This window comes from Streptomyces parvus, assembly GCF_032121415.1.
GTDB lineage: Bacteria > Actinomycetota > Actinomycetes > Streptomycetales > Streptomycetaceae > Streptomyces > Streptomyces globisporus_A.
The window spans coordinates 5,989,188-6,002,942 of sequence record NZ_CP135079.1 but is presented as its reverse complement, the minus strand read 5'-3'; the positions used below and the strand labels follow the sequence as shown (position 1 = coordinate 6,002,942).

Genomic DNA, 13,755 nt, shown 5'->3' with positions numbered 1-13,755 from the left:
CCCGTCCTGGGGAGCCATGGTGAAGCGGGCCGTGCGCGAAGCGGGAGCGGGCCCCGCGCCGTTGGGGGTCAGGACCGGTCCGCATCAGGGAGAAGTGCTCTTCCGGGCGTGTCATGCCGCGCGACACCCGCGTCTGACTATGTATGACTTGCGTGGGTAAGCGGAGTCGGATTGCGGGCGTGGCCCGATGTCCGTCGGGAAGGGTGCCGTGCCAGCTGATTTCGCCGACGTCGATGCGGTCATCGTCGGGGCCGGGGCGGCCGGTCTCAGCCTGGCCCACCACCTGTGCGCGCCGGGCGGCCGCCCTCTGTCCGTCGTTCTCGTCGACGCGCCTCCGGGGCGGCTGAGTCCGCCGCGCCGGACCTGGTGCTTCTGGGAGCCGGAGCAGGGGCCCTACGACGCGTCGCTGGCCGCCTCCTGGTCCCGGCTGCGGGTGCGCACCGCCGACGGGGGGACCGTGGTGGCCCGGCTGCCGCGGCTGCGCTACAAGATGCTGCGTTCCGACGACTTCGAGGCCCTCGTGGACCGGCGGCTCTCCGGCGCGCCCGGGGTGCGCCGCGTGTCGGCCACGGTGAGTTCGGTGCACGACCTCCGCGGCGGCGGGGCCGAGGTCCGCGTCCGGGACGGTGCCGGTGAACGCGCCCTGGTCCGTGGTCGGTACGTGTTCGACTCCCGGCCGCCCCGGGTTCTGCCGCCCGCCCGCACCACCCTGCTCCAGCACTTCTCCGGCTGGTTCGTCGCCACCGAACGGCCCGTGTTCGACCCGGCCGTACCGGACCTGATGGACTTCCGCACACCCCAGCCCGAGCGGGGCCTGTCCTTCGGATACGTCCTGCCGCTCGATCCGCACACCGCGCTCGTCGAGTACACGGAGTTCTCCCCCGCGCCGCTGACCTCCGACGGCTACCGGCGGGCCCTGGACCGGTACACCCGGGAAATCCTCGGCCTGGGGGCGTTCGAGGTGACGGCGCGCGAGCACGGTGTCATCCCCATGACCGACGGCCGCTTCCCGCGCCGCGTGGGGCGTTCGGTGTATCGCATCGGCACCGCGGGCGGCGCGACCCGCCCCTCGACGGGGTACACCTTCGCCGCGATCCAACGGCAGAGCCGTGCCGCCGCCGCCCGGCTGCGCTCGGGCCAGCCCCTGAGGGTGCCACCTGCCCACCGGCTGAGGGCGCGGGCGATGGACGCGGTGATGCTGCGGGCGCTGGACACCGGCAGGATCGACGGCCCGGACTTCTTCGGCCGCCTCTTCCGCGGGGTACCCGCCGAACGGCTGCTGGCCTTCCTGGACGGCGGGTCCCGGTGGCACGAGGACCTGCTCATCGGGGCGCGGACACCCGTCGCTCCGATGCTGCGGACCGTCGCCGAACTCCCCTTCATCCCCCGCCGTCCACCCCGGCCACTGCCGCCCCCACCCGCCCGTCCGGAAGAGAGCAGCTCATGACCCTGTTGCGCGGTGACGCACTGTCCGAAGCCTTCGACCGGGGCTCCGCGGCCTACGACCGGCTCGTCGCGGCCAGCCCCGGCTACCACGCGCATCTGCGCCGCTCCGCACGGCGGCTCGGCCTGGCGGACGGCGGTGCGGGACTGCGCGTCCTGGACCTGGGATGCGGCACCGGCGCCTCCACCGAGGCGCTGGTCGACGTCGCCCCGCTCGCCCGCGTCACCGGTGTCGACGCCTCCGCGGGCATGCTGGAGCGGGCGGCGGCCAAACCCCGGCTGACGCACGTCGAGTTCGTCCACGCCACGGCGGAGGCGCTGGCCGACCGGCTGGCGCCGGGCTCCTTCGACGCGGTGTTCGCCGGCTACCTCTTCCGCAACGTCCAGGACGCCGACGCGGTCCTGCGCCTGGTGCGCCGTCTGCTGGTCCCCTCCGGCCGGCTCGCCGTCCACGAGTACGCGCTCGGCGGATCACCGGTGGACCGGGCCGTCTGGAACACCGTCTGTTCGACGGTCATCCGGCCCGCCGGCCGGCTCACCGGCGACGCGCGGCTGTACCGCCACCTCCAGGAGAGCGTGAACGCCTTCGACACGGCTCCGGAGTTCGCCGGACGGCTACGAGAGGCCGGGTTCCGGGACGTCCGCGCCCTGCCGCTGCCCGGCTGGCAGACCGGCATCACGCACACCTTCGTCGGCCGCACCGCGCGGGAGGCGTGATGGCGTCGAGGCGGAACGGCCCGGGCGACCGTCACGGCAGGGACCGGCGGGCCGCCGTGGTCCACGCGCCCGGGGGCCGGGCCCGTTTCACCGGCGAGGCCCCCACCGCCACGGTCGTCGGCGGCGGCGTCGCCGGGATCGCGGCGGCCACCGGACTGGCCGAGCGAGGCGTGCGTGTCACCCTCTACGAGAGCGAGCCGGATCTCGGCGGGCGGCTGGCGGGGTGGCCGACCCGGCTCGCGGACGGTTCGACCGTCACCATGAGCCGCGGCTTCCACGCCTTCTTCCGTCAGTACTACAACCTGCGCGGGCTGCTGCGCCGGGTCGACCCCGGCCTCGACTCACTGACCCCGCTGCCCGACTACCCCCTGCGGCACAGCTCCGGACTGCACGACAGCTTCGCCCGCGTCCCGCGCACCCCGCCGTTCAGCGCTCTCGGGTTCGTCGCGCTCAGCCCGACCTTCGGCGTCCGCGACCTGGCCAGGATGGATCCGCGCGCCGCGCTGCCGCTGCTGGACGTGCGGGTGCCGGAGGTCTACGAGCAACTCGACGGGGTCAGCGCCCACGACTTCCTCGCCCGCATCCGCTTCCCGGAGGCCGCCCACCACCTGGCCTTCGAGGTCTTCTCCCGCAGCTTCTTCGCCGACCCGCGCGAACTGTCCGCCGCCGAGCTGGTCCTGATGTTCCACATCTACTTCCTCGGCTCCAGCGAGGGCCTGCTCTTCGACGTCCCCGCCGAGCCCTTCCCCGCCGCCCTGTGGGACCCGCTGCGCGGCTATCTGGAGAGCCACGGCGTCGCCGTGCGCACGAACACCCCCGTCCGACAGGTGTGCCCGCAGCCCGACGGCGGCCTCAACGTCACCACCGATCAGGACACCGTGCGTTGCGACGCCCTCGTCCTGGCTCTGGACGGCGCCGGGCTGCGCCAGGTCGTGGCCGCCTCCCCCGAGCTGGGCGACCCGGACTGGCGTGCGCGGATCGACCGGTTGCGGACCGCCCCGCCGTTCCTGGTGTCACGGCTCTGGCTGGACCGCCCGATGGCGCCCGACCGGCCCGGGTTCCTCGGCACCAGCGGCTACGGCCCACTGGACAACGTGAGCGTCCTGGACCGCTGGGAGGGCGAGGCGGCGCGCTGGGCCCGGCGCACCGACGGCTCGGTCCTGGAACTGCACGCCTACGCCGTCTCCCCGGACGCCGACCGCGGCGCGGTCCAGGCCGAGGCGGTCCGTCAGCTGCACCGGATCTACCCGGAGGCCTCCCGCGCCCGGGTGGTCGACGAGCGCCACGAATGGCGGGCGGACTGCCCGATGTTCCCGGTGGGCGGCTACCGGGACCGGCCGGGCGTACGCAGCCCGGACCCCGCCGTCACGGTCGCCGGGGACCTGGTGCGCACCGGGCTGCCGGTGGCGCTGATGGAGCGCGCGGCCACCAGCGGGTTCCTCGCCGCCAACGCGCACCTGGAACGGTGGGGCGTACGCGGGCAGACCCTGTGGACGGTCCCGCGCACCGGACGGTCCCTGCCGCTGCGGGGGCTCGCCGCACTCGGCGGCTGACGCACGAACGGCGGTTCCCCGTCCGGTGCCACGGACGTCAGCCGGGGAACCGCCCCTGCGCCCGCAGCTCCCAGCGCCGCTCGGCGTACGCCAGGTCGTCGCGCCACAACCGGCCGGCCGATGCCCGCATCAGCGGCCGGAGCATCGGCGCAGCCGCCCGGGCCACCGCGAACCCACGGCGGTCGGACGCCGCGACAAGCGCCTCGACGACGGCGGTGCGAGGCCGGCCGTGCCCGTCCGGGGCCAGAGGAGTGGCGTGGGTCTCGACCACGGACCCCGCCCCTTCGCCCTCGATGATGTGCATGACGACGGTGCGGGGCTCGGGCGCGGTGAACCTGGCCAGGACCGGGACGACAAGCCGGCCGGCCACCTTGAAGGACACCTCGACCAGGAACCCGTCGTCGTCCCCGGCGCTGTCGTCGGGTGCGCCGGTCACGGTCAGGTCGACGAAGGAGTACGGGTGGAACCAGGCTCCGTGCCAGGGGTCGAGCCGGTTGGCCACCACGTCCTCCGGCTCGCACCGCCCCACCCCGCAGTAGACGGCGTCGACGCCGTCGCCCAGACGTGGCCGGACCGGAACGCGGGGCCGCTCGGTGGGCTTCTCGCCGCCCATGCGGTCCAGCCGCACCCAGAGCAGCACGCCGTCGTCGAAGGCCGGGTAGGGCTCCCATCCGGCGAAAGGCCCGCCGTCCAGGGCGAGACCGTGCCAGTGGCAGACCAGCGCGCCGCAGCGCACGGGGCTCTCCCGCAAGGGCGCCCCGAGGTGGGGACAGGCCCCCGGGCCGGTGCGCAGCCTGCCGTCGCCGTCGCGCCAGGCGACGATCTCGGTGGAACCGACCGTGATGCCGAGGGTCTTCCCCGGGGGAAGGCCGCGCGAGGCGCCGATGACGTACCAGTTGCCGGAGGGCCGACTCTGCGCCCTTTTGAGGGCCTGGGCGATGAGGGAGGGCTTCGCGGCCCGCCAGGTCGGCTCCTGCCGTTCCCACGGAACGGGTGCGCGCCGCAGTCGCAACGGGATGCGGCCTCGTGCGGACGGGCTCACGCAGCCTCCCCCCGTACGGGCGTGGCGATGCCGGTGACGACGGTACGGGCCAGGGTGGCGGGGCGCCGGCCGGGCGCCGGCTCCGTGCGGTGACGGACCGGGGCGCGGGCCGCGAGCGCGCGGGCGAGCCCGTCCAGCGCCACGACCGCCCGGCGTCGGCGTGGGACGACGGCGCGGCGGTGCAGGACCGCGTAGTCCTCGGCCTCGATCGCGTCGAGGATGCCGCTGTAGAGCACGAACGCCGTACGGATGCAGGGCCGGGTGACCGGGTCCAGCATCCCCAGTCCCGGCAGGGCCTGGCGGTAGACCGTCCTCGTGTGCGCGGCGAACGCCCGCAGCGCTGCGGTGATCCTGGTGTCCCGCGCACCGGTGCGTCGGCTCCACTCCAGGCGTGCCCGGTCCACTCCGTGGGCGGCGATCAGGTCGGCCGGGAGGTAGAGCCTGCCCCGGTCCAGGTCCTCGCCGACGTCCCGCAGGAAGTTGGTCAGCTGGAAGGCGATACCCAGCGCGGCCGCGGGCCCGGCGGCTTCCTCGCGCCGGACCACCGTTCCGAGCACCGGCAGCATCTGCAGGCCGATCACCGCGGCCGACCCGTGCATGTAGCCGCCCAGGTCGTCCAGCGAGGCGTAGCCGGTGACCGTCAGATCGCTGCGCATGGAGGCCAGGAAGTCGGCGAAGTACCGGTGGTCGATGCCGTAGCGGCCGGCCGTGTCGGCGAGTGCCCGGATCACCGGCTCGGTGGCCCGTCCGTCGCGCAACCCGCACGCCAACTGCGCCTCCAGGGCCGCCAGGGCGGCAGTGCGCTCCTCGGTGGTGGCGGTGGATTCGAGGTCGTCAACGATGTCGTCGGCCCGGCGGGCGAAGCCGTACAGGGCGTGCACGGCCGCCCGCCTGTCGATGGGCAGCAGCCGCGTCGCGAGGAAGTAGGTCTTGCCGTGACGGGCGTTGAGGTCGCGGCAGCGGGTGTAGGCGGCGCGGAGGCCGGGCTCGTGGATGCCTGCGGCGTCCAGCTCACGGGCGGTCATACGGCGGTGCCTCTCGTGCGTCGGGATGGGGCGGCGGGTGGGCCGGTGATCCTCTGCGCCGCCAGCTTCCCCGAGATCAGCACGGTCGGCACGCCGACGCCCGGAGTGGTGCCGCACCCCGCGAGGACGGCGTTGGCGGTGCCCCGCACCAGGTTGCGCGGGCGGAACGGACCGGTCTGGGGGAAGGTGTGGGCCACGGCGAACGGCGTGCCGGCCGCGTGGCCCTGCGCCGTCCAGTCGACGGGGGTGACCAGTCCTTCCTGCTCGATCGCCGCGCTCAGACCGGGCATCTCGCGCCGCTCCAGCCAGGCGAGCAGCTCGTCCCGGTAGCGGGGGCCGAGCTCCGCCCACTCCCGTACGCCGGGCCCGATCGTGGTGTTCGGGCAGGGCGCGAGGATGTAGTGGAGGTGTTTGCCGGGCGGGGCCAGGGAGGGGTCGGTGGCCGTGGGCCGGGTGATCAGGAGCGAGGGGTCCGACATCAGCTCGCCGGTGCGGGTGAGCTGGCGGAAGGTGCTCTTCCACGCGGCCCCGAAGGAGATGGTGTGGTGTGCGAGATCCGGCCAGGTGCGGTCCGTGCCCGCGTGCAGGATCACCGCGGACGGCGAGTGCCTCAGCGGCAGCGGCCGGCGCGGGGCGTGGCCCAGGAGGCGGTAGCTGACGGGCAGGTCGGGGGTCAGGACCACCGCGTCGCACGGGATGCGTTCACGGTCGGTGACGACCGCGGTGATCCGGTCGCCGGAACGCTCCAGCCGCCGCACGGTCTGCCCGTAGCGGAACTCGCCTCCCGCGTCGGCGGCGGCCCGGGCCATCGCGGTGGGCAGGGCGTGCATGCCGCCGCGTGGGAAGTACACCCCGGCGACCGTGTCCATGTAGGCGATCACCGCGTACGCGGCCAGGGCCCGGGCCGGGGGCACCCCCGCGTACAGCGCCTGGAAGGAGAAGACCCGGCGCAGCCGCTCGTCGGAGACGAAGCGCCCGATCCGGGCGTCGAGCCGGCCGAACCCGCCGAGAGCGGCGAGCCGCACGAGGTCGGGGTGCAGCAGTTGGAGGGGCGAGTCGAAGTTGGCGTCGATGAAGCGGCGCATCTGGACCCGGTACAGCCGCTCCAGCCAGCTCCGCAGCCGCCGGTAGCCGACCGCCTGGCGGGCCCCGGCGAACTGTTCGACGGCAGCCTCCATGGCCGCTCCGTCGGTGTGCACGTCGAGTTGCGACCCGTCCGCGAACCTGGCCCGGTAGGCGGGGTCCAGCCGGATCAGCTCCAGCCGGTCGGCCATCCTGTCGCCGACGGCGGCGAAGGCGTCCTCCACCAGGTCCGGCATGGTCAGCACAGTCGGCCCGGTGTCGATGCGGTAGCCGCCCTCCGCCAGGAGACCGGCCCGCCCGCCGGGCAGCGCGTCCCGTTCGACGACGGTCACCCTGCGACCCGCGCCGAGCAGGTGGAGCGCGGCGGACAGCCCGGACAGTCCCGCGCCGACCACCACGACGTGGTCGACCGGCCCTTTGATCGTGATCACTGGGGGCGGCCTCCTTCGACCATGGTCAGTGTGTCCGCCGCACCGGGGTGCGGCTCCCGCGGCGCGCCGCGGGAGCCGGGCGGGGCGGCGGCGCGGGCGCCCGCCACCGCCTGCAGCAGGCCCAGCAGCCGGTCGCGGGCGTGCGCGTCGACGTCGACGGCCTGGGCCAGTCTCCGCGCGGCCCGCTCGCCCAGGCGCTCCGCCTTCTCCTCCACCAGGGCGCGGGCGCCGGTGGACTCCAGAACGGCGCGCACCTCCGCGAGGCCGCCCTCGTCGAGGTCCGGGTTCCCGACGGCACGGTCCAGCACGGCCAGGGCGCGGCGGTCGTCGGCGGCGTCGGCGCAGGTACGGGCCGTCGCCAGCAGATAGGTCGACTTGCCCTCGCGAATGTCGTCCCCGGAGGGCTTCCCGGTGACCGTCGGGTCGCCGAACACCCCGAGCAGGTCGTCCCGCAGTTGGAAGGCCAGTCCGGCGTACCGGCTCGCCGAGCACAGGGCGTCGGTGGTCCACTCGTCGGCACCGGCCAGGGCGGCACCCAGCGCCACGGGCCGCTCCACCGAGTACAGAGCGCTCTTGAGGCAGGCGGTGCGCAGGGCGCGCGCCGCCGAGGCGCCGCTGCCGATCTGGCCGCGCAGGTCCAGGTACTGCCCGGCGACCATCTCACTGCGCATGGCCCGCCACAGGGCCCTCACCTGGCGTCGCCGCGCGGACGGCAGCAATGTCTCGGTGACCGTGTCGTCGGCCCACACCAGCGCGAGGTCACCCGCAAGGATGGCGGCGGAGGCGCCGAATGCCGCGCCCGCCGCGGAATCGGCCGCGAGGCCCGTCTGCTCGGCCAGGGCGATGTGGACGGCGGGCCGTCCTCGCCTCGTCCGCGAGCGGTCCATCACGTCGTCCTGGATGAGGGCGCAGGTCTGGATCAGCTCCAGACCCACGCCCAGGCGCAGAGCCGCCCGGGTTTCGACCGCGCCGCAGGCGCGCATGGCCCACCACAGCAAGCGGGGCCGCACGCGCTTGCCGCCCCGCAGGGTGAAGTCGGCGACCCGGTGCGCCACGGCTTCGGAGAATTCCGGGTCGTGGAGGGCCGCTTCGGCGACGCACTCCGCCAGTACGGACTCGGCCGTCCGCTGGACGGCCGCGACCACATCCTCGTCGACGGCCCGTGCCTCCTGGAGGGGCCCAGGCTCGGGCGGGCCGACGTGTGGTGGCACGGGGTCGGCGAACGCGTGGTCCGCGGGCTGCAGACGGCCCATCTCAGCTCTTTCCGTCGGAGGTGACGACGAAGGGCTCGTCATCCGCTGCATCACGTACCCCTTCGGGCCCTCGCCTATCGAGGCCAGCCGCGTGACAGTCCGACCGGCACGTCGCCTCCGCCGACCCGAGCCCCGGCAGCCGGGACGTTACAGGTGGCGGGGCGTGGGAACTCGGGGCACGTCCGCTTCACGGCGTCGGCCCCCACCCGTCGACCGCACCCAGAGAAGGGCGATGAGATGACCAACCGCACCCGCCTCCCCCGCCGGGCCAAGGGCCCGGGGGCCCTGGTCACCGGCGGCTCCCGGGGCCTGGGGCTGTTCATGGCGCGGCATCTGGCGGAGCGCGGGTGCGTCGTGACCATCGCCGCCCGCGACGCCGACGAGCTGGAGCGGGCGGCTGCGCAGCTGCGGGAGGAGACCGGGGCGCCCGTGCGCACGGCCGTGTGCGACGTACGCGACCGCGCCGCCGTGCGTGCCCTGGTGCGCGAGGTCCATGAGCGTGACGGCCTCGACCTCGTCATCGCCAACGCCGGGGTCATCCAGGTCGCGCCCGTCGAGGCGGTGGGTGCGGCGGAGTTCGGTGACGCCATGGACACCATGTTCTACGGTGCTCTGCACACCTCGCTGGAAGCGCTGCCGTACCTGAAGAAGACCCGGGGCCGCCTCGGCCTCATCGGGTCGGTCGGCGGTCTGCTCGGCGTTCCGCACCTGCTGCCCTACTCGTGCGCCAAGGCCGCGGTCGGGGCGCTCGCCGAGGGGCTGCACGCCGAGGCGGCCGCCTCCGGCGTGAGCGTCACCGCCGTCCACCCGGGACTGATGCGGACCGGATCGCACCGGCAGGCCGAGTTCGGCGGAGACGTGGACGCCGAGTTCGGCTGGTTCAGCACCGCGGCGGGCGCCCCGCTGCTGTCGATGGACGCCGAGCGGGCCGCCCGCAGGATCGTGGACGCGGTCATCCAGAGGCGCGCCCGGCTGGTGCTCACCGCGCCCGCCAAAGCGGCCCAGCTCGCGCACGGCGTGGCGCCCGGCCTGACGACCCGGCTCAGCGGCGTCGCCGCCCGGCTCCTGCCGTCCGCGTCGGGCCCCGGCCCCCTCCGCCAGGGGGCCGATGCCGGGGAGCCGGGCAACCCCGTCGCGAAGCTCGTCCGAGCCTGGGGCAGCAGGCGCAACGACCGAGCGGTGCCCCAGGCCAACCAGCGCGAGCCCGGGCCCCCCAGCAGCTCGTAGGCCGGCCTCCGCCGGCGCGCACCGGCCGCGACCGCTTGCGGCTCAGCCGTTGCCGGGCGCGGGGGCCGCTCCGCGTCCGGAACGGCCCCCGCTCGTACAGACGGGGCAGTCAGCTCGCGCCGGTCGGTGTGCCGGCTCGGCCGGTCAGGAGGCAGGCCGGGCGAGCGCGGCCGCGAGACCGTTCTGCCAGAGCTGGTTGACGCGGGCGCGCTCCCTGGCGTCCGGCTGGGCGTTGGTGCAGGACGGGCCGGGGCCGCCACCGGACATCAGCTGGCTGCACGGTCCGGAGTAGGTGTCCGGCAGGCCGAGCACGTGCCCGGTCTCGTGTGTGGTGACGCGGGTCGAGTTGTACTGCTGGTTCTGCCGGTAGTCCAGGAAGATGAAGCCCCGGCCGTGTCCGTCGGTCGAGGCGTACGATCCGCGCGGGTCGTTCCCTTCGCGGTAGGTGAAGTCGGCTCTGGAGCCTTCCTGGAGCCGGACGTTGGAGACCGAGCTGTTCCAGATGCGTGTGCTGTTGGCTATCTGGGTGCGGAAGCTGGGGGCGGAGGCCGCGCTGTAGGTGACGGTGACGGCCTGGGCCCCCGGGTTGGCGGCCCGCTTCTCGGCGACCGACTTCATGACGGCGTCGTAGAACGCCCGGTTCGCGGCGGTGTTCTCGCCCGAACCGTTGTACGCGGCGATGCCGGCGGGGGTGGAGAGGGCAGGAGCAGGAGCGGCGGAGACCGCGGGAGCCGCACCCAGCGCGGCGACGAGGGCGAGTCCGGCCAGAGCGTGGGCCGCGGCGGTCGAGACGTGTTTCATGGGGGATTTCTCCTACTGTCCGGTGAACCCGCGTCCGGGGATGTGTCCGCTCAGCGGACGGGGCGCGGGACGGTACGGAGAGAGTGTGAGGGGGCGGGCAGCCGCCGGGGATGATGCCAACTCGCGATTGCCCCGCCCTATCACCCGTCCCCACGGGTCCGGACGGACGCAGGTGGCGGCCCGGCCACCGCCCGGCTACGCCGCACGTTCTGTCGGCCCGTCAGGTCGTGGCGGGCGCCCGCGCCGCTGTCCGGGCGTCCGGCCCCGGCCGCGTCCTCACGACGACTCAGCTCCCTGCCGCAGGGCATGAGCAGCCTCATCCCGGGCGAAGGCCTACGCGTGCTGGAGGGTCGTGCGAACGGCCCGCAGCCCACCGCCCTGCCCACGGCCCGGTCCCGGCCGCCGGACCGGGCCGCCTCCGAGCAGGTGCGGTGGCCGCCACGGTGAGGGAGAAGGGCCGAGCCCGACCCCGTCCGGGCTGCCCATCAATGCGCTCGACCGGCTTCTCACGCCTCCTTGAGCGCGCCGACGACGAGGTCGGCGAGCAGCGCGCCCGCCGTGCCGTCCGGGTCGAGATCGGGGTCGTAGATGGTGACGTTGAGCCCGACGCAGCGCGGGGAGGAGACCAGCGTCCGCAGCAGCGGGGCGAGTTCCTCGGGGAGGAGGCCGCCGTCGTCCGGCCTGTCGACGGCGGGCATGACGGGGGTGCGCGTGTAGCGGGCGATGGCGGCGGCGTTGAACACCCCGTCGCCCTCCCGCCAGTCGCCGAGGTCGTAGCGCGGCGGCACCACGACGCCGCCTTCGAGTGCGCCGAGGCGGGCCACGATGCGTTGTTCGCACAGCGCGCCGGCCAGCTTGTAGCAGCCCGGGACGGTGCCGGGCGCCGGAGGCCGCAGGCCGAGGTTGGACGGGGCGTCGAGGGCCACGATCGTACGCATGCGGGTCATCCTCACCGCAGCGGCGCACACCCCTCAAGCGGTTTCGCCGACGGCGAGCGCGGCTCCCGCCCCACCCCGTCCCGGACCGCCGTCACTTCCCCCGGCGGCGGAAGAGGTAGCCGCCGCAGCCGAGCCCGATCAGGAACATGGCGGCGAGCGCGGACCACAGCGGCATCGTCACCTCGGGGATCAGCACCCGGATGGTGACGTCGTTGGTGTTCAGGCAGATGAACACGATGACGAGCACGACCACCACGCCGACCGCGACGCGCCCCGGAGTGAGCCACCCCTGGGCGCGCCCGCTGTCGCTCGATACGTCCTTGGGGCTCATGGTCCGGCCCTTTCGCTCGTTCCTCGCCCGTCCGGTCCGACGTGCACGCGGCCTCCCCCGGGTCCCATCATGAGCGGGTGCCGGATCCGGGGGGCGGTGCTGTTGCGCCGTCCGGGTGAAGGGGAAAGCGGGGGCGTCAGCCGGACGGGACCACCGGGAGCTCCAGTACGCCGGTGTCCTCGGGGGCGTGGAGGACGGTGACGGGCTTGATGCCCCGGTTGCCGAAGTACGCGGTGTCACTGGCGGCGATCACGAACTCCAGGCGGTGCCCCTTCTCGTACCGGTGGACGATGCCGGGCAGCTCGACCGTGAACGGCCGGGTGACGTCGGGGACCCGGACCGGGGAGACGAGCCGGTTCACCAGCTTCCGACTGCCGTCGGGGGCGACGTCGTAGACCTTGGCGAACAGGACGAGCTTGTCGGAGGCGTCGCCGCTGTGCTGGACCCGCTCCGCCTTCGGCGAGACGACCTTCAGGGTGGCCTTCGGCGCGCCGACGACGTCGAGGGGCGCGGTGAGGGGTTCGCTCCGCCAGCCGAGGTAGGTGCCCTTGGTGTCGTACGGCTTCGGGTCGGGCAGTCCGATCAGCGGGGCGATGGAGCTCTCGGAGTGGCTGGTGGGCACGGGCCAGTTGGTGTACTGGCGGCTGCCGCGCGCGACCTTCGAGCGGTTGTCGACGAGTTTGCCGTCGCCGGAGAGGTAGAGGGACCGCGAGAGGGCGGGGACGTCGGCTGCGGTGCCGTAGCCGCCCTGCCAGTCGCGGTAGTAGGAGAGGGCGGGTCCGGTGCCGACGCCCGTGTTCTTGTGGAGGTAGCGGTCGAACCAGGCCAGCACCCGCTGTCCGACGTGGCTGGTCTCCAGATTGCCCTGGCTCAGGTCGAGTTCGCCGGGGACCTGGCCGCCGCTGTGCCCCCAGGACTGCCAGATCATCTTGGTCTCGGTGCCCTGGGCCTTGAGCGTCCGGTAGGTGGCGGTGGCCTCGTTGAGGTTGAAGAGGCTGTCGGCCTGGCCCTGGACGATGAGGGTGGGGGCCTTGACCCGGTCGAGGTAGGAGACCGGCGAGACGCCGCGCGCGTACGCGAGCATCTCCTCGGTCTCGTCGGCCGGGTAGCGGCCCGAGTTGAGCAGCCGGACGGTCTCGCAGGCGCGGGTGGCGAAGTGCAGGCAGTCCAGCCGGTTGATCCGGGAGGGGTCCAGGCCCGGGTTGAGGAGCGGCTGCCCCTCGCCGATCAGATAGAAGCCGTTGGCCCACTGCCACTTGAAGACGCCGGGGGTGTCGGAGGTGACTCCCGTGCGCGCCCCGGTGTTGTTGGGGGCGAGTGCGTAGCCGAGGTCGTTCCAGGTGATCAGGGGGACGAGGGCGTCGACGCGGGGGTCGACCGCGGCGGTCGCCAGCTGGATCGCGCCGCCGTAGGAGCCGCCGATCATCCCGACGCGCGGGTCCCCGTCGGCGTCCTGCGTGACGTAGTCGGCCCTCGTCCCGTCGTCGGCCGCGCGGACTCCCCCGAGGAAGTCGAGGAGTTCGCTCGCGGCCAGGCCGTCGACCGCGGGGTCGTCCAGGGTGATCAGGCAGCCGGACTTGCCGAAGCCGAGGCCCGAGTAGACGAGCCCGACATAGCCGCGCTCGGCGAAGGCCTTGCCGATGGCGTCGGTGGAACCGTCGGACTTGCTGCCGCCGAAGCCGTTGGTGGCGAGGACGGCGGGGGCCGGATTCTCGGCGTGGGCCCCGGTGGGCCGGTAGAGATCGGCGTCCACCGTGCAGGTGCGGTCGCCCGCCCCGACGGTGAACGTCAGCGGGGTGACGGTGTAGGGGTCGGCGTCGGCATGGGCCGGGCCGGCGAGAACGAGGGGGGCGACGAGGGCCGCCCCGGCGACCGCGACGAGCGGGCCGCGCACTCTGGAAACAGCACCTG

Annotated in this window: 12 protein-coding genes; 4 read left to right on the top strand and 8 right to left on the bottom strand. The window is 74.3% G+C overall.

Annotated elements, in window-relative coordinates; genetic code table 11:
• Nucleotides 1-187 precede the first annotated feature (187 nt).
• Genes RNL97_RS27985 through RNL97_RS27975 form a run of 3 tightly spaced genes read left to right on the top strand, consistent with a single transcriptional unit; the run spans nucleotide 188 to nucleotide 3,713 of the window.
• Nucleotides 188-1,447: a lycopene cyclase family protein gene (locus tag RNL97_RS27985; RefSeq protein ID WP_313751338.1), complete on the top strand. Its 1,260-nt coding sequence runs from the start codon at nucleotides 188-190 to the stop codon at nucleotides 1,445-1,447.
• Nucleotides 1,444-2,160, top strand: coding sequence for a class I SAM-dependent methyltransferase (locus RNL97_RS27980; protein ID WP_030582865.1), 717 nt, complete (start codon nucleotides 1,444-1,446; stop codon nucleotides 2,158-2,160). Before RNL97_RS27985 ends, RNL97_RS27980 begins: the two co-directional genes overlap by 4 nt.
• A complete protein-coding gene (locus RNL97_RS27975; RefSeq protein ID WP_030582868.1) occupies nucleotides 2,160-3,713 on the top strand; it encodes an NAD(P)/FAD-dependent oxidoreductase in 1,554 nt (517 codons plus the stop codon). Before RNL97_RS27980 ends, RNL97_RS27975 begins: the two co-directional genes overlap by 1 nt.
• Nucleotides 3,714-3,750: 37 nt before the next feature.
• Here RNL97_RS27975 and RNL97_RS27970 read toward each other — a convergent pair whose 3' ends face one another.
• The 4 genes from RNL97_RS27970 to RNL97_RS27955 are packed head-to-tail and all read right to left on the bottom strand — an operon-like array spanning nucleotide 3,751 to nucleotide 8,547.
• Nucleotides 3,751-4,755: a DUF5914 domain-containing protein gene (locus RNL97_RS27970; RefSeq protein WP_030582871.1), complete on the bottom strand. Its 1,005-nt coding sequence runs from the start codon at nucleotides 4,753-4,755 to the stop codon at nucleotides 3,751-3,753.
• Entirely contained in the window at nucleotides 4,752-5,780 is a 1,029-nt protein-coding gene (locus RNL97_RS27965; RefSeq protein ID WP_243315777.1) for a phytoene/squalene synthase family protein, read from the bottom strand. Before RNL97_RS27965 ends, RNL97_RS27970 begins: the two co-directional genes overlap by 4 nt.
• Nucleotides 5,777-7,294, bottom strand: a complete 1,518-nt coding sequence (locus tag RNL97_RS27960) for a phytoene desaturase (RefSeq protein ID WP_030582877.1) — start codon at nucleotides 7,292-7,294, stop codon at nucleotides 5,777-5,779. Before RNL97_RS27960 ends, RNL97_RS27965 begins: the two co-directional genes overlap by 4 nt.
• Nucleotides 7,291-8,547, bottom strand: a complete 1,257-nt coding sequence (locus RNL97_RS27955) for a polyprenyl synthetase family protein (RefSeq protein WP_313751337.1) — start codon at nucleotides 8,545-8,547, stop codon at nucleotides 7,291-7,293. Before RNL97_RS27955 ends, RNL97_RS27960 begins: the two co-directional genes overlap by 4 nt.
• Before the next feature lie 237 nt (nucleotides 8,548-8,784).
• On the opposite strand from RNL97_RS27955, the gene RNL97_RS27950 reads away from it, so the two are divergent.
• The gene (locus tag RNL97_RS27950; protein ID WP_030582883.1) at nucleotides 8,785-9,774 is read left to right on the top strand and encodes an SDR family NAD(P)-dependent oxidoreductase; all 990 of its coding nucleotides are present in this window, start codon (nucleotides 8,785-8,787) and stop codon (nucleotides 9,772-9,774) included.
• 144 nt (nucleotides 9,775-9,918) lie between these two features.
• On the opposite strand, the gene snpA is transcribed toward RNL97_RS27950, so the two are convergent.
• From snpA to RNL97_RS27930, 4 genes are all read right to left on the bottom strand, one after another.
• A complete protein-coding gene (snpA, locus tag RNL97_RS27945) occupies nucleotides 9,919-10,575 on the bottom strand; it encodes a snapalysin (protein WP_313751336.1) in 657 nt (218 codons plus the stop codon).
• 506 nt (nucleotides 10,576-11,081) lie between these two features.
• Nucleotides 11,082-11,513 carry an arginase family protein gene (locus RNL97_RS27940; protein ID WP_313751335.1) on the bottom strand — a complete coding sequence of 144 codons (432 nt, stop codon included), beginning with the start codon at nucleotides 11,511-11,513 and terminating at the stop codon, nucleotides 11,082-11,084.
• Nucleotides 11,514-11,604: 91 nt separating this feature from the next.
• Nucleotides 11,605-11,844, bottom strand: coding sequence for a LapA family protein (locus RNL97_RS27935; protein ID WP_030582891.1), 240 nt, complete (start codon nucleotides 11,842-11,844; stop codon nucleotides 11,605-11,607).
• A 136-nt stretch (nucleotides 11,845-11,980) separates the two neighbouring features.
• The gene (locus tag RNL97_RS27930) at nucleotides 11,981-13,738 is read right to left on the bottom strand and encodes a CocE/NonD family hydrolase (protein WP_313751674.1); all 1,758 of its coding nucleotides are present in this window, start codon (nucleotides 13,736-13,738) and stop codon (nucleotides 11,981-11,983) included.
• Nucleotides 13,739-13,755 lie beyond the last annotated feature (17 nt).